Here is a 14,909-nt window from a genome sequence, read left to right on the forward strand (position 1 = left end):
GCAGGGGCGAGGCCGAAGCCTTGCCCCACCATAAGGCTTGGCGATTTTCACACTTACCCTTAGGTCAAGGCCAGCCACCGATGCGCCGCATCCTGCGAGAGCCAACCCATGACCCATGTCCTGAGAGCCGCCAGTCAAGACGATCTGCCCGCCATCTATGAAATGGCCAAAAGCACCGGCGGCGGCTTCACCAACCTGCCCGCCGACCGCCCCAAGCTGAAAGACAAGCTCGACAGCGCCGCTGCCTCCTTCGCCCGCCAGAGCGACGATCTGGTCAGCGACATGTATATGTTCGTGCTGGAGGATCTGGACACCGGCAAGGTGCGCGGCACCTGCCAGATCTTCTCCTGCATCGGCACCGACCGCCCGCATTACTCCTATCGCATCGATGCCTTCACCCATTATTCCAGCGAGTTCTCCCGCGCGATCCGCAGCGAGATGCTCACGCTGGTCACCGACCACAATGGCAGCAGCGAGGTGGGCGGGCTGTTCCTGCACCCCACCGAAAGGTCGGCGGGCGCCGGATCGCTGCTGGCGCGCAGCCGCTACCTCTTCATGGCGATGCACCGCGCGCGCTTTGCCGACCGCACCCTGGCCGAACTGCGCGGGGTGATCGACGAGGTCGGCGTCTCGCCCTTCTGGGACGGGGTGACGGGCCGCTTCTTCGGCATGTCCTTCCGCGAGGCCGACGAGTTCAAGGCGGTGCGCGGCGCGCAATTCATCGCCGATCTGATGCCCAAGCACCCGATCTACACCGCCATGGTGCCCGAAAGCGCGATGGCGGTGATGGGCATCCCCCACCCCTCGGGCCGCGCGGCGCAGCGCATGCTGGAGAAGGAAGGCTTCGCCTACCGCAATTACATCGACGTCTTCGACGGCGGCCCGACCATGGTCTGCGCCACGGATGAGATCGCCACCATCCGCTACGCCCAGCAGGACATCATCGTCGCGGTGGAAGAGAATGACGGCACCGAAAGTCTGGTGGCGCACGGACGGCTGGACCATTTCCGCGCCGCCTATGGCCGCATCAAACCGACCGAGGGCGGCATCGTGATCGACCCTGCCGCCGCCGCGGGCCATTCAGGCCTCACCGGGGCAGATGATCACGCATATTGCGCGCTAGATCCTTCTTCCTTGCGCGCTTCCTCCAGCAGCCAGTCGCGCAGCAGGGCGAAATGCGGCATCTGCAATTTCGCCCTGGGGTAGACGAGGTAATAGTTGCGATCCTCGGCCAGCGCGCGCTCGACCGGCACCACCAGAGCGCCCGATTGCAGCTCGGGCTGGATCAGGAAGCTGGGCAGCAGCGCCGCCCCCGCCCCCGCGCAGGCGGCCTGCGCCAGCATCGAGAAATGCCCCATCACCGAAACCGCCCGCTCCGCCGGAAAGGGCACATCGCACAAGGCGAACCATTGCTGCCAGGCATCGCGCCGCGCGCTCTGCGCCAGCAGCGGCAGGCGCAGGAAATCCTCCGGCGCCTTGACCCCCACGCTCCGCGCCAGAGCGGGCGAGACCACCGGCAACACCTTTTCGCGAAACAGCAGATCATGCTCCACATCGGGCCAGTCGGGCGCACCCACGTGGATCGCGGCATCGAAATTCTCATCGGCAAAGGCGAAGATATCGGTGCGCGCCGCGATGTTCACCACCAGATCGGGGTCATGCATCAGCAGGCCGGGCAGGCGCGGCGCGATCCAGCGCATGCCGAAGCTGGGCAAGGTCGCCAGATTGACCACCCGCCCCGATCCATGCCCCAGCATGTCGCGCGTCGCGGCGCGGATGTCGCTTAAAGGCCGGGCGATACGGTCGAGATAGAGCCGCCCCTGCTCGTTGAGCACGATCCGCCGCCCCACCCGGTCGAACAGCGGCTTGCCCAGCCAGGTTTCCAGACTGGCGATATGGCGGCTGACCGCGCTTTGCGTGAGGCCAATGCGCGCCCCCGCCAGCGAGGCGCTGCCATAGCGCGCCGCCGCCTCGAAACATTGCAGCATGGTGATGGACGGCAGCAGCCGCCGGTCATCCTGATCCATTCCATTCACTCATATCAATCGGCATTTTATGCATGAGATCACTCACGCAAAACAGGTTTATCAGGAGTACAAGGAATAACAAAAGGCTGATGTGCATGCTGGAGGTCAATTTCGACGGGCTGGTCGGCCCCAGCCATAATTACGCCGGGCTGTCGCTGGGCAACATCGCCTCGGCCACGCATGCGGGCAGCACCTCGGCCCCGCGCGAGGCGGCGCTGCAGGGGCTGGCCAAGATGCGGCATATGATAGCGCTGGGCCTGCCGCAGGGCCTGCTGCTGCCCCATGACCGGCCCGATGCCGCATGGCTGCGCCGCATGGGCTTTGCCGGCAGCGATCTGGAGGTCTGCCGCGCCGCATGGGAGGCCGATCCGGCGCTCTTCCGCAACAGCTTTTCCGCCTCGGCGATGTGGACGGCCAATGCCGCCACCGTCTCGCCCCGGCCCGACAGCACCGATGGGTTGACCCATCTCTCGGTCGCCAATCTCTCCTCCATGCCCCATCGCAGCATCGAGGCGCCGCAGACGCAGCGCCAGCTCGACGCCCTGTTCGCCAACATGCCCGGCGTCAAAGTCCACGCCCCCCTGCCCGCCCCCTTCGGCGATGAGGGCGCCGCCAACCATATGCGCCTCTGCGCCAGCCATGGCGCGGAGGGGCTGGAAATCTTCGTCCATGGCGCGGGACCGGTCGGCGGCTTCCCCGCGCGCCAGCATCGCCTTGCCGCCGAGGCGCTGGTCCGCAAGCACCATCTCCACCCGCGCAACGCCCTGCTCGCCCGCCAGAGCGACGAAGCCATCGCGGCGGGCGCCTTCCACAATGATGTGGTGGCGGTGGCCAACGAAACCGTGCTCTTCACTCACGAACAGGCCTTTGCCGAGCGCGACGCCCTCTACGCCGCCATCCGCCAGCGCCTGCCCGAAACCCGGATCATCGAGGTGCCCGCCGCCCGCGTCTCGCTGGCCGATGCGATCCGCTCCTACCTGTTCAACTCGCAACTGGTGACGCTGCCCGAGGGCGGCATGCTGCTGCTGCTCCCCGGCGAGGCGCGCGAGGTGCCCTCCGTCACGGCATGGCTGGACGAACTCATCGCCTCGAACGGCCCGATCCGCCAAACGCAGTTCATGACCCTGCGCGAATCCATGCGCAACGGCGGCGGCCCGGCGTGCCTGCGCCTGCGCGTCGCGCTGGAGGAGAGCGACATCGCCACCCTCGACCAACGCTTCCTGCTCACCGAAGCCAAAGCCGATGCGCTGGCCGACCTCATCACCCGCCACTGGCCCGAACGCATCGCGCCCGAGGACATCGGCACCCCCGATCTATGGCAGCAATGCTGGAGCGCCCGCGCCGCCCTGCTCGACCTGCTCGGCTTCAAGGCGGGGGAGCTGTGATGACCGCCCCGAACCCCGGCCAACCCTTCATCCGCATGGCCCGCATGGCGGATCTCGACGCCCTGCTCGCGCTCGCCGCGCTGTCGGGCGGCGGCATGACCAACCTGCCCAACGACCGCCCCGCGCTGCAGGAACGCCTCGCCTGGAGCGAGGACTCGCTCGACGCCCAGATCGACGCCCCGCAGGATGAGTTCTACATGCTGGTGCTGGAAGATGGCGCCGGCCGCGTCATCGGCACCGCCAGCATCTTCTCGCGCATCGGGGTGCGCTGGCCCTTCTACAGCTACAAGCGCGCGCGGGTCACCCATGCCTCGCGCGGGCTCAATCGCAGCTTTTCGACCCATGTGCTGCATCTGGTGAACGACTTCGACGGCGCCAGCGAGATCGCGGGCCTGTTCCTCCACCCCGATGCGCGCACCGGCGGCATGGGCGCGATGCTGGCGCGCAGCCGCTACCTCTTCATCGCCCAGCACCGCGAGCGCTTCGGCGATCAGGTGGTGGCCGAGCTGCGTGGCTGGATGGAGGGCGACACCAGCCCCTTCTGGGACGCGGTGGCCGGGCCCTTCTTCGGCGGCGGCGTGCTGGAGGCCGATCTGTTCAACGCCATGCACGGCAACCAGTTCATCGCCGATCTGATGCCGCGCTATCCGATCTACACCTCGATGCTGCCCGCCGCCGCGCGCGAGGTGATCGGCCGCCCGCATGAGAAATCCCTGCCCGCCTATCGCCTGCTGATGGGCGAGGATTTCCTTGACGACGGCTATTGCGACATCTTCGACGCGGGCCCCACCGTCCACGCCCGCACCGACCATATCGCCACCATCCGCGACTGCGCGGTGGTGGATGAGACCACACCCATCCGCACCAGCAAGGGCCTGATCGCAACAGGCCGCCTCGGCGACTTCCGCCTGTGGAGAGAGGAACAAGCAGCATGATCGACACGCAAACCAAGCCGCAGGAACTGATGGGCGTCTACAACCGCGCCCCGCTGGAGGCCGATCACGGCAAGGGCGTGTGGCTGTATGGCCGCGACGGACGCGCCTATCTCGATTGCGTGTCGGGCGTGGCGACCAACAGCCTTGGCCATTGCGCGCCGGTGCTGGTCAAAGCCCTGACCGAGCAAGCCCAAAAGCTGTGGCATGTCTCCAACATCTTCCGCATCCCCGGTCAGGAAGAACTGGCGCACCGTCTGATCGAAGCCAGCTTCGCCGACACCGTCTTCTTCGCCAATTCGGGCACCGAGGCGGTGGAATGCGCGCTGAAGACCGCGCGGCGCTATCATTACGCCAAGGGCGCGCCCGAAAGGATCGACATCATCGGCTTTGCCGGATCGTTCCATGGCCGCACCTATGGCGCGATCAACGCCTCGGGCAATCCGTCCTATCTGGAGGGCTTTGGCCCCCGCCTGCCCGGCTACGTCCAGCTTTCGCTCGATGACAGGCCCGCCATCGAGGCCGCGCTGCGCGCGCCCACCGCCGCCGCCGTCATCGTCGAGCCGGTGCAGGGCGAAGGCGGCGCCCGCGCGCTCGATGCCGAGTGGCTGCGCTGGATCCGCGCGCTCTGCGACGAAACCGGCACGCTGCTGATCTACGACGAGGTGCAATGCGGCATGGGCCGCACCGGCCGCCTCTTCGCGCATCAATGGGTTCCGGACGCTGCACCCGACATCATGGCCATCGCCAAGGCACTGGGCGGCGGCTTTCCGGTCGGCGCCTGCCTCGCCACCGAAAAGGCCGCGCAGGGCATGACGGTGGCGGTGCATGGCACCACCTTCGGCGGCAATCCGCTGGCCATGGCGGTGGCGATGGCCGCATTCGACGCCATCGCCAATGAAGACATGCTGGCGCATGTGCGCGCTATCTCCGCCAAGCTGTTCACCGGCCTGCGCGAGATCGCCGCGCGCTACCCCGATCAGGTGGTGGACGTGCGTGGCAAGGGCCTGCTGATCGGCGTGAAGCTGGTGACGGGCAACCGCGCCATGATGGCCACCATGCGCGAGCATGGCCTGCTGGTGGCGGGCGGCGGCGAGAATTGCATCCGCCTGCTGCCCCCGCTCACCATCACCGGCGAGGAGGCCACCGAAGCGCTGACAAGGTTCGAAGCCGCTCTGGCAGCAACCCGCGCCGCCGGTTGACAGCATAAATCCGAAGACGAGAATGATTCCATGATCCTGCAATCGACCAACCCCGCCAATGGCGCCATCATCTGGGAAGGCCAGGTGGATGGCCCCGAGCAATGCGCGCAGGCGCTGGAGCGCGCCCGCGCCGCAGCCCCGCTCTGGGCGCGCACGCCGCTGGAGGAGCGGCTGGGCCTCACCCGGCGCTTTGCCGCTCTGCTGAAGGAACAGTTGGAGCCCTTCGCGCAGTTGATCGCTCAGGAAACCGGCAAGCAATTGTGGGACAGCCGGGGCGAGGTCAACGCCATGATCGGCAAGGTGGAGATCTCCATCGCCGCTCAGGCCGAGCGCGCCGGTTCGCGCGAGCAGGCGATGCCCTTTGGCCGCTCGGTGCTGCGGCATCGTCCGCATGGGGTGATGGCGGTGCTGGGGCCGTATAATTTCCCCGGCCATCTGCCCAACGGCCATATCGTCCCGGCGCTGATCGCGGGCAATGTGGTGGTGTTCAAGCCCTCGGAGGAAACCCCGGCGGTGGGCGCAAGGATGGCGGAACTGTGGGCGCAGGCTGGCCTGCCCGATGGCGTGTTCCAGATCGTGCAGGGCGGCCGTGACACCGGCGCGGCACTGGTCGCGGGCGATATCGACGGCTTGCTCTTCACCGGATCGGCGCAGGCCGGGCGTGTGTTTCGCCATGCCTTTGCCGACCGCCCGCATGTCATTCTGGCGCTGGAACTGGGCGGCAACAATCCCCTGATTGCCTGGGATGGCGAGCCTGAGGCGGTGGCCTCGCTGGTCAGCCATTCGGCCTTTATCACCACCGGTCAGCGTTGTTCCTGCGCGCGGCGTCTGATCCTGCCCACAGGCACGGCGGGGGACCGCATGCTTGAGGCGGTGCTGGCGCAAGCCGCCGCCCTGCCGGTCAGCGCATGGGACGAAGCGGAAGGCTTTATGGGCCCGCTGATCTCGGCCCGTGCCGCCGCCAAGGCGCGCGGGGCCGTGGCGGCGCTGACCACATCCGGCGCGAAACTTTTGCTGGCTCCTGCCGCGCCGCGCGGCGACGACAGCGCCTTTATGGGCGCCGCCGTGCTGGAGGTGACCGGCATCGCCACGCCCGATGAGGAAATCTTCGCCCCCGTGCTTCAGGTGATCCGCGCCGACAGTTTTGACGCCGCCATCGCCGCCGCCAACAACACCGCTTTCGGCCTCTCGGCAGGGCTGATCGCGCAGGACGCGGCGCTGTGGGAGCGGTTTGCCTCCGAAATCCGCGCGGGCGTGGTCAACTGGAACCGCCCGACGACCGGCGCCGCCTCGGCCATGCCCTTTGGCGGGCTGGGGGATTCGGGCAATCACCGGCCCAGCGCCGCCTATGCCGCCGATTACTGCGCCTATCCCGCCGCCAGTTTCGAGGCGCCGCGCATCGAAAGTCTGGCCATCCCCGGATTACCCTCGTGACAGAGCCGCTGACCAGCGCCGAGCAAGCCGTGGTGGAGCGCGCCATGGCCGCGCCGATGCTGGATCAGGTGCCGCGCTGGGCGGCAATCAACAGCGGCAGCCGCAATCTGGAGGGGCTGGCGTTGATGGCCGAGCAACTGGCGCAGGCTTTTGCGGAGCTGCCCGGCCAGATCGAGCTGCTCGATCCCGAACCGGTGACGCGGATCGATGCTCAGGGGCAGGAAAGCGACGTCCTCCATGGACGCAATCTGCTGCTGACGGTGCGCCCTGAGGCGCCGGTCCAACTGCTGCTGACCGGCCATATGGACACCGTCTTCGAAGCCGATCATCCGTTCCAGAGCTGCCAGTGGCTCAGCCCCGGCGTGCTGAATGGGCCGGGTGTGGCCGATATGAAGGGCGGGATTGCGGTGATGCTCGCCGCGTTGCAGGCGTTTGAAACCAGCCCTGATCGCGACAGGGTCGGCTATCAGGTGGTGCTCAACAGCGATGAGGAGGTGGGTTCGCCCGGCTCCGCGCCTTTGCTGCGCCGCGCGGCGGCGGGCAAGCTGGCGGCCTTTACCTATGAGCCCTCCGCTTTGCCCGATGGCACGCTGGCCGGGGCGCGGCCGGGTAGCGGGAATTTCTCGATTCTGGTGAAAGGGCGCAGCGCTCATGCCGGGCGCAATCCGCAGGATGGGCGCAATGCGGTGATCGGTGCCGCCGATCTGGCGTTGCGGCTGAGCGCCCTGGTGCGTCCCGGCCTTTCGGTGAACTGCGCTAAGATCGAGGGCGGCGGGCCCAACAATGTCGTGCCCGATCATGCCGTGCTGCGCGTGAATATGCGCCCGCTGACGCCCGATCTCCAGACCTTTGCCGAGCAGGCGCTCGACCGGCTGATGGCCGAGGTCGCAACCGCGCATGATCTGCATCTTCACCGCCATGGCAGCTTTGCCCGCCCGCCCAAGCCTGTTGATGCGCCGGGTCAGCGGTTGCTGGAGCTGGTTCGGACATGCGGGCGGTTGCTGGGTCAGGAGATCGGCTGGAAAGACACGGGCGGCGTGTGCGACGGCAACAACATCGCGGCTTGCGGTGTGCCGGTGGTCGATACGATGGGGGTGCGCGGCGGGTCGATCCATTCCTCGGACGAATATCTGATTGCCGAGAGCCTTGGCGAACGGGCGGCGCTCAGCGCGCTACTGCTGTGCCGCCTCGCACGCTGAGCGTATCATAGCCCCGCCGCGAAGCGGCCATCATGTTGGGGCCTTGAGCCAAGGCCTCAACATTCAAGCTGACTTAGACATTAAAGGGATTGCAAAGGGCGATGGCCCTTTGCCCGCCGGAGGCCCCCTTCATCCCCCTTCAGCCATCGCCGCATAAAGCGCGAAGGGATCGAGCACCGCCCTCCCCAGCGCCTCTTCGAACACCGATTGAGCGCCCTGCTGCGCATAGGTCTCGCGCTGCTCGTTGCCCAGATTGGACTGGAAAATCCCCGCCGCGCTGACCGGCAGGAAGTCCTCATAGGTCAGCGGCTCCAGCGCTCCATCGGCCATGCGGCGGACATAGATCAGCCCCTCGCGCACCAGCGTTTCCAGATCGTCGGGGAAGCTTTCGAAGGCCAGCGCCAGCCGCTGCGCATAGGGCTGCGCGGTATCGGCTGAGGAGGCCCTCGCCAGCAGATCATCATACAGCGCCCGCCCCTTGGGCGTCAGCGCCGCGCCGCGCTGCTCGATCTCGCCAAAGCGCGCGGTGTGCTGGCCGGGGGCGCCGGTGTCTCCGGCGAAGCGCACGCTCTCGGTCAGCGCCTTGAAGCTGGTCTGGCGCAGCAGGATGGGGACGGCGCGGCGCGGTGGGCCTTCGATCGAGTCCTTGGTGTCGAGCCCCTGCGCCACCATCGCGGCCTGCGCGGCATCGATATCCAGCACGCGCGGGGTGAGATGGTTGATATGCGGGCCCCGGAAGGCGACGATATCGGCGACCAGGCGATGGCTGGCGACAAGCCTTTCATAGGTGGCGCGGTCGACCAGCATTTCCTGATGCCAGCGGAAGGTTTCGAGCAGCGCGGCGACGAAGGTGTCCACCTCGCTTTCGCTCAGACCGCCCTGCGCCTCATGCTGTTCGATCAGCGCCACGGCCTCGGCGCGGAAGATCTGGCGCGTGGCGAGAATGGCGGCGGCCTCCGCGCGCAGATCGGGGTCGGCGATCAGGTCGAGCCGCAGCAAAGAGCAGAAGACGCGGAAGGGATTGCGCGCCAGCGCCGCCTCGCTCACCGGGCGGAAGGCGGTGGAATGCACCGGCACGCCTGCGGGCGCCAGATCGTAATAGCCCACCGGCGCCATGCCCATCACCGCAAAGGCGCGGCCCATCATCGCCAGTTCGGCGGGTGTGCCGAGGCGGATGGCGCCGTGCCGCTCGATATCGACGCGCGCGGGAGTGGAAGCGGCATCGGCGGCCCCGGCATTCACCCGCGCCACGATGTCCAGCAAATCGGCGTAGAGCGGCACCTCGGCGCGATACATGGCGGAAAGCGCCGCGCAGAAGCGGGTGCGGATCTCGTCGGGATCGACAAGAGCGAGGGTGGTCGGGGCAGTGTCCTTCACGCGGCAAATCCTCTCTGGCCGCGCGGCTTATGATGCGCGGGCCTTGTGGTGCATCACCGCGTGATGCACCAGAGAGCGGCAGGTTTCAAATGGCGAAGGCGAAACTGCGACAGGCCGTGATGGCTCAGGAATCGAGCGCCGCCTGCACCGCCTCGGGCGAGGCCACGGGGGCCTGAGGCGGGTTGAAGCTGGGCACATCGCGGCTGTTGCGCGTGTCCTGCGGCACGCCGCTGGTGTTGATGTACCAGTTGAGCAGGCGGTCCTCCAGCGCGGCCTGATCCTTGGCCAGCGCGCGGGTGCCGATCAGGTTGCGGGTCTCGCCGGGGTCGGCCAGCCGGTCATAGAGTTCGCTGACGCCTTGCGGGCGGTGGATATAGGTGTGGCGCTGCGTGCGTACGCTGGCGGCGCGGGCGACCAGTTCCGGATGCTGCGCGGGAAGCTGTGACTTGTAGCGATAGAGGCCGCCGGTGGGGTTGTCGAAGGCCTGCGGCTCGTAGATGCCAAGGCCCGCCTCGGTGAAGGCGGCGCGGTTGGGGTCTCCGGGGCCGCCGTGGATCTGCGGCAACAGGCTGCGCCCGAACTGGGTGTGATGCGGCGCGGTGCCCGCAAGGTTCAGGAAGCTGGGCAGGATGTCGTAAAGCTCGACCATATCCTGCGCGACCACGCCCTGCGGCGCTCCGGGTACGCGGCCGATCAGCGGCACATGGGTGAGGCAGCTTTCCAGCCCGCCGTGCCATTTTTCGACCAGCCCATAGTCGCCCGCGTAATCGCCATGGTCGGAGCCGACGAAGACGGCGGTGTCCTTGTCGCGCCCGGTGCGGTCCAGCGCGTCGAGCAGTTCACCCAGCAGCCAGTCGGTGTAACTGACCTGACCGTAATAGGTGGCGCGGACCTGACGGAACACCTCCGGCCCGGCCTTGTCGAGGCCGTAGGCCTTGCGGATCGCCTCATGATAGGCAGGCTTGTTCGGCAGGCCCGGCGGGATCGGGGCGGGAATGTCGTCCGGCTTGTACATCGCCTGGAAATCGGCGGGCGCGCGATAGGGCGGATGCGGCTGGAAGATCGGCAGGAACAGGCAGAAGGGCTTGTCGCTCTCCTTGCGCTCGATGATCTCGATGGCGCGCTGGATGATGCCATAATCGCTGGTGGCGCGGCGGTCTCCCATCGGGGGGAGCAGCATGGTGACTGTGCTGCTGGTCGCCCCGGCGCGCGCGCCCGGAGCATGGTCGCCAGCCGCCGCGCCCGGGGCCGGCGGGTCGGCCCATGCCGTCAGGCTGGTGGCGAAGGTTTCGGGGGCCAGCACATCGTTCTTGCCGAAGAAGAAGGTGTCATAGCCGGACTGGCGCAGCAGGGCGAAGAGGTTGGGCTCGGTCGGCTGGATCAGATAGGAGAAGCCGCGATGGCCGGTCGCGCTGGTGGGCAGGCCCGTCAGCATCGAGCAGCGCGAGGCGGCGCAGACCGGATATTGCACATGGGCATTGGCAAAGCGCGTGCCCGCCTTGGCCAGACGGTCGAAGTTGGGGGTGCGCGTGACGGGATTGCCATAGCAGGCCAGCGCATCGGCGCGCAGCTCGTCGGGGAAGAAGAGGATCAGGTTGGGGCGCGATCCCGTGGCCGCGCGCGCCACCTGCGGCAGCAGCGAGGCGAGAAAGCCAGCACCGGCACCGCCCATGAGTGTTCGACGATCAAAGCTCATGGGCGGTATCCTTGTGTTGTTATTCCGCGTCGGGCTGGGTGGCCGGATTGGCGGCGATAAAGGCGGGATGCGCAAGGCAGGCCTTTTCCACCGCCAGCAGCCGGGGCCAGCGCTGGACATCGACGCCAAAGCGGCGCGCATTGACCAGTTGCGGGATCAGGCAGAGGTCGGCCAGCGACACCGTATCGCCAAAGCTGAAGCTGCCCGCATAGGGCGCGATCAGCGTGTCGTAAGCGTCAAAACCTTCCTCGATCACCTGAGCAGCCCAGGCGTTCTCGTCATGGCCCAGCGCCTTGATCCGGCCCAGCACCTTCAGGTTCTGGATCGGGTGAGTGTCGCAGGCGATGACCTGCGCCGCCGCGCGCACGCGGGCGCGCATCACGGCATCCTCGGGCAGCAGCTTCGGGCCATCGTGAGTCTCGTCGAGATACTCGCAGATGGCCAGACTCTGGGTCAGCACCACGCCGTCGATCTCCAGCGCGGGCACCAGCCCTTGCGGGTTCAGCGCCAGATAGGCCTCGGCGCGCTGCTCGCCGCTGCGCAGGCGGTAAAAGGCACCGTCATACGCGATACCCTTCAACGCCAGCGCCACGCGCACCCGGTAAGATGCGCCCGAACGGAAAAAGCCGTGAAGCTTAGTCCCAGAGTCAGTCATTTGCCACCGGGCCAACGGTGACGGTGCAGTCGGTCAGGCCCGCAATCGAGACGTTGATGACGTCACCCGACACCACAGCGCCCACGCCAGCGGGCGTGCCGGTGTAGATCAAGTCGCCCGGCTCCAGACGGTAGAAGCGCGAGACGTAGGCGATCACTTCCTTCACGTCCCAGATCAGATCGGCCAGATCGGCGTCCTGCTTGGTCTCGCCATTGACGGTCAGCTTGATGCTGCCGCTTTCCAGCACACCGGTCTCGCTCTGCGGATGGATCAGGCCGAGGGGGCTCGACTGCTCGACATTCTTGCCGGTGCTCCAGGGGCGGCCCTTGTCGCGCGCTTCGAGCTGCAAGTCGCGGCGCGTCATGTCCAGACCGGTAGCATAGCCATAGATATGGTCGGTGGCGTTCTCTTCGGCGATGTTGCGGCCACCCTTGCCCACGGCCAGAACCAGCTCGGCCTCGAAGTGGAAGTTCGAGGTTTCCGACGGATAGGCGATGGTGGTGCCGCTGGGCACGACCGTCTCGGCCCATTTGGTGAAGAAGAAGGGCGCCTCACGCGTGGGGTCCTTGCCCATTTCGCGGGCATGGGCGGCATAGTTGCGGCCGATGCAGAACAGGCGGCGCACGGGGAACTCGTTCCCGTCGGAGGTCTTGGCCAGAATCGGCGCGGGCAGCGTGAAGAGCGTCATATCAAGCGTTCCATTCGCGGTAGAGGTTGAGCTTTTCCTGAGAAGCCTTGTCGGAATAGGCAAAGAGCACGAGGTCGGTGTCGGCAGAGAAGCGCACCTCCTTCCACGAGGGCACGCAGAAGGTGTCGCGTTCCAGAAGGGCGATCTCCTCGCCGTCGATGATGACCGTGCCCATGCCTTCGCAGACGACGAAGATCGTGCCGTCGCTGGAGCGGCGGGCCTTGGTCTCGAAGCCTGCCGGGATCAGGCGGACATGCGCCGAGATCGTCGGCATGATCGATCCGCCATCGGCCGGATTGGTGAACTCCAGCGCATGGCCGACATGGGGATCGACCTGCGCCGACTTCGCCATGGCGTCCAGAGCGGGGCGCCACTGGGCATAGGGGTAGTGGAACAAGGGCTGATGCGCGGGGCGGCGATCCGCCGCCGTGCCGCGCATCGGGCGCATGTTGTGGCCATAGCGGGCCAGCGTGTCCCCGGCGGGGGCGCTTTCGGGAAAGGCCTTGCCGTCGAAATGCTCGGCGAATTGCGCGTCGAACAGGCGGACGGTGGGAATGTCCAGACCATCGAGCCAGATCATCGGCTGGTCGGTGGTGTTGCCATGGTCATGCCACTGGCCGCCCGGCGTCAGCACCAGATCGTATTGGCGCATGATCGCCTTTTCGCCATCGAGCGCGGTGAAGGCCCCGTCGCCCTCCATCACGAAGCGCAGGGCGCATTGGCTGTGGCGGTGGCAGGGGGCGATCTCGCCGGGCAGGATCAGTTGCAACCCGGCATAGAGGCTGGGCACGATGGCCGACTGGCCCTCAAGGCCGGGGTTCTCCAGGATCAGCACGCGGCGCTCGGCCTGCTCGGCGCTGATCAGATCGCCCGCGCGCATCAGATAGTCGCGCGCCTGATCGTAGTTCCAGCGGTGAACATGGGCAGGCGAGTTGGGCTGCGGCTTCACCAGCCCGGCCAGCAGTTCCCACAAGGGCGTCAGATTGGCGGGCGCCATTTCGGCGTACAGCGCTTCGAGTTGCGACCTCTGGTCGTTGGCAAGTGCCATCTCGTCGATCCTCTAATCTCTTGGACTCGGGCAGGCTCTTAAGGGGCTGCGCGCAGCTTCATGTGGAGCAAGCCGCACCCCCGCGCAACCAAAAAATTGTAGCGCTATACCAGAACGCCTCTTGCCACCCCCCACCCCGTTCATTTAGCGCAGCATATGACGCGGAACCGCAGCGAAGGTTCCCAGAAATCAGGATCAGGGATGGCCACAGTTACGCGCTCCTCACGCAGGTCCCGGCAGGCGGTCACCATCTCTTCGGTGGCCGATGCGGCGGGCGTTTCGCCGATGACGGTGTCGCATGTGCTCAACGGCACCAAATCGGTGCGTGACGCCACCCGCGCCGCCGTGATGAAGGCGGTGGAGGAGCTGGGCTATGTGCCCAATGCCGCCGCGCGCTCGCTGGCCTCGGCGCGCAGCACGCGCATCGGCATCGTCTATCGCAATGCGCAGAATGCGTTTCTCTCGGCGATGCTGGTGGGCGCGCTCAACGCCGCCGCGCGCGCGGGGGTGCAGATCATCATCCGCAAATGCGACGACCTGTCCGCCAGCGCCGCCATGGAGGCGGTCTCGGGCCTGGTGCGCAGCGGCGCCAATGCCATTCTTTTCGCCCCGCCCTACAATGAGATGCTCTCGGGCACCGCCGCACTCACCAAGCTGAATGTACCGATGGCGGCCATCGCCTGCGGGCGCCCGCTGGCCGATATGGACACGGTGGGGGTCGACGAAAAGGCCGCCGCACAGGCCATGACCGAGCATCTGCTCGACAAGGGTTACAAGCGGATCGGCTTTGTGATGGGCGCCTCGATCCACTCGGGCAGCAAGGCGCGTTTCGAGGGCTATGGCGCGGCTTTGGCGGCGCGCGGGGTGGGCATCGATCCGGCGCTGATCGCGATGGGCGACTTCAGTTTCGAATCCGGGCTGAGCGCGGGCTCATCGCTGCTCGACCTGCCCGAGCCGCCCGATGCGATCTTCGCAAGCAATGACGATATGGCCGCGGGCGTGATCCTGAGCGCGCATCGCCGTGGCCTGCGCATCCCTCAGGATGTGGCGGTCGCGGGTTTCGACGATGCGCCGATTGCGGTGAAGATCTGGCCGCCGCTGACCACCGTGCGGCAGGACATCGACCTGATGGCGGCGCAGGCCACCGACTGGCTGATCCAGCGCCACCGCGACGATGAGGGCACCGACAAGGCACCGCTGTCGCAATGGGTGCCTCACACCATCGTATTGCGGGAGAGCACCTGAGGCGCCCTAAGAATCATACTG

13 protein-coding genes are annotated in these 14,909 nt (G+C 67.0%); 7 read left to right on the plus strand and 6 right to left on the minus strand.

The annotated features are described in order from the left end of the window. Nucleotides 1-108: 108 nt before the first annotated feature. Nucleotides 109-1,206, plus strand: a complete 1,098-nt coding sequence (locus ABDW49_RS16115; RefSeq protein WP_343613064.1) for an arginine N-succinyltransferase — start codon at nt 109-111, stop codon at nt 1,204-1,206. Here ABDW49_RS16115 and ABDW49_RS16120 read toward each other — a convergent pair. Further along, the gene (locus ABDW49_RS16120; RefSeq protein ID WP_343613065.1) at nt 1,104-2,027 is read right to left on the minus strand and encodes a LysR substrate-binding domain-containing protein; all 924 of its coding nucleotides are present in this window, start codon (nt 2,025-2,027) and stop codon (nt 1,104-1,106) included. The two genes, ABDW49_RS16115 and ABDW49_RS16120, sit on opposite strands and share 103 nt — an antisense overlap. Nucleotides 2,028-2,116: 89 nt before the next feature. On the opposite strand from ABDW49_RS16120, the gene ABDW49_RS16125 reads away from it, so the two are divergent. From ABDW49_RS16125 to ABDW49_RS16145, 5 genes are read left to right on the plus strand one after another with little or no spacing between them, the layout of a single operon-like run. Then, nucleotides 2,117-3,412 (plus strand): N-succinylarginine dihydrolase, encoded by a 1,296-nt coding sequence (locus tag ABDW49_RS16125; RefSeq protein WP_343613066.1) that lies wholly within the window; start codon nt 2,117-2,119, stop codon nt 3,410-3,412. Beyond that, nucleotides 3,412-4,347 (plus strand): arginine N-succinyltransferase, encoded by a 936-nt coding sequence (locus ABDW49_RS16130; RefSeq protein WP_343613067.1) that lies wholly within the window; start codon nt 3,412-3,414, stop codon nt 4,345-4,347. Before ABDW49_RS16125 ends, ABDW49_RS16130 begins: the two co-directional genes overlap by 1 nt. Beyond that, on the plus strand, nt 4,344-5,546 hold the full coding sequence (locus tag ABDW49_RS16135; protein WP_343613068.1) for an aspartate aminotransferase family protein: 1,203 nt from the start codon (nt 4,344-4,346) through the stop codon (nt 5,544-5,546). The genes ABDW49_RS16130 and ABDW49_RS16135 overlap by 4 nt, the downstream gene beginning before the upstream one ends. Nucleotides 5,547-5,576: 30 nt before the next feature. Further along, nucleotides 5,577-6,980 carry a succinylglutamate-semialdehyde dehydrogenase gene (gene astD / locus ABDW49_RS16140; protein ID WP_343613069.1) on the plus strand — a complete coding sequence of 468 codons (1,404 nt, stop codon included), beginning with the start codon at nt 5,577-5,579 and terminating at the stop codon, nt 6,978-6,980. Further along, on the plus strand, nt 6,977-8,179 hold the full coding sequence (locus ABDW49_RS16145) for a hydrolase (protein ID WP_343613070.1): 1,203 nt from the start codon (nt 6,977-6,979) through the stop codon (nt 8,177-8,179). The genes astD and ABDW49_RS16145 overlap by 4 nt, the downstream gene beginning before the upstream one ends. A 129-nt stretch (nt 8,180-8,308) precedes the next feature. Here ABDW49_RS16145 and ABDW49_RS16150 read toward each other — a convergent pair whose 3' ends face one another. The 5 genes from ABDW49_RS16150 to gtdA form a co-directional block, all read right to left on the minus strand. Continuing rightward, nucleotides 8,309-9,556: a VOC family protein gene (locus tag ABDW49_RS16150; RefSeq protein ID WP_343613071.1), complete on the minus strand. Its 1,248-nt coding sequence runs from the start codon at nt 9,554-9,556 to the stop codon at nt 8,309-8,311. A gap of 124 nt (nt 9,557-9,680) precedes the next feature. After that, nucleotides 9,681-11,252, minus strand: a complete 1,572-nt coding sequence (locus tag ABDW49_RS16155; protein ID WP_343613072.1) for a sulfatase-like hydrolase/transferase — start codon at nt 11,250-11,252, stop codon at nt 9,681-9,683. A gap of 19 nt (nt 11,253-11,271) precedes the next feature. After that, the gene (gene maiA, locus ABDW49_RS16160; protein WP_343613073.1) at nt 11,272-11,907 is read right to left on the minus strand and encodes a maleylacetoacetate isomerase; all 636 of its coding nucleotides are present in this window, start codon (nt 11,905-11,907) and stop codon (nt 11,272-11,274) included. Continuing rightward, nucleotides 11,900-12,595, minus strand: coding sequence for a fumarylacetoacetate hydrolase family protein (locus ABDW49_RS16165; protein ID WP_343613074.1), 696 nt, complete (start codon nt 12,593-12,595; stop codon nt 11,900-11,902). Before ABDW49_RS16165 ends, maiA begins: the two co-directional genes overlap by 8 nt. A gap of 1 nt (nt 12,596) precedes the next feature. Further along, nucleotides 12,597-13,643 carry a gentisate 1,2-dioxygenase gene (gene gtdA / locus ABDW49_RS16170; protein ID WP_343613075.1) on the minus strand — a complete coding sequence of 349 codons (1,047 nt, stop codon included), beginning with the start codon at nt 13,641-13,643 and terminating at the stop codon, nt 12,597-12,599. A gap of 201 nt (nt 13,644-13,844) precedes the next feature. Between gtdA and ABDW49_RS16175 the strand changes: the two genes are divergently transcribed. Then, nucleotides 13,845-14,888 (plus strand): LacI family DNA-binding transcriptional regulator, encoded by a 1,044-nt coding sequence (locus ABDW49_RS16175; RefSeq protein ID WP_343613076.1) that lies wholly within the window; start codon nt 13,845-13,847, stop codon nt 14,886-14,888. The last annotated feature ends 21 nt before the right edge of the window (nt 14,889-14,909 follow it).

This window comes from Novosphingobium sp., from assembly GCF_039595395.1.
Lineage (GTDB): Bacteria > Pseudomonadota > Alphaproteobacteria > Sphingomonadales > Sphingomonadaceae > Novosphingobium.

Coding starts and splice junctions, on each gene's coding strand:
- ABDW49_RS16115 (WP_343613064.1), top strand. CDS start 109: ATGACCCATGTCCTGAGAGCCGCCAGTCAAGACGATCTGCCCGCCATC.
- ABDW49_RS16120 (WP_343613065.1), bottom strand. CDS start 2,027: ATGGATCAGGATGACCGGCGGCTGCTGCCGTCCATCACCATGCTGCAA.
- ABDW49_RS16125 (WP_343613066.1), top strand. CDS start 2,117: ATGTGCATGCTGGAGGTCAATTTCGACGGGCTGGTCGGCCCCAGCCAT.
- ABDW49_RS16130 (WP_343613067.1), top strand. CDS start 3,412: ATGACCGCCCCGAACCCCGGCCAACCCTTCATCCGCATGGCCCGCATG.
- ABDW49_RS16135 (WP_343613068.1), top strand. CDS start 4,344: ATGATCGACACGCAAACCAAGCCGCAGGAACTGATGGGCGTCTACAAC.
- astD (WP_343613069.1), top strand. CDS start 5,577: ATGATCCTGCAATCGACCAACCCCGCCAATGGCGCCATCATCTGGGAA.
- ABDW49_RS16155 (WP_343613072.1), bottom strand. CDS start 11,252: ATGAGCTTTGATCGTCGAACACTCATGGGCGGTGCCGGTGCTGGCTTT.
- maiA (WP_343613073.1), bottom strand. CDS start 11,907: ATGACTGACTCTGGGACTAAGCTTCACGGCTTTTTCCGTTCGGGCGCA.
- ABDW49_RS16165 (WP_343613074.1), bottom strand. CDS start 12,595: ATGACGCTCTTCACGCTGCCCGCGCCGATTCTGGCCAAGACCTCCGAC.
- gtdA (WP_343613075.1), bottom strand. CDS start 13,643: ATGGCACTTGCCAACGACCAGAGGTCGCAACTCGAAGCGCTGTACGCC.
- ABDW49_RS16175 (WP_343613076.1), top strand. CDS start 13,845: ATGGCCACAGTTACGCGCTCCTCACGCAGGTCCCGGCAGGCGGTCACC.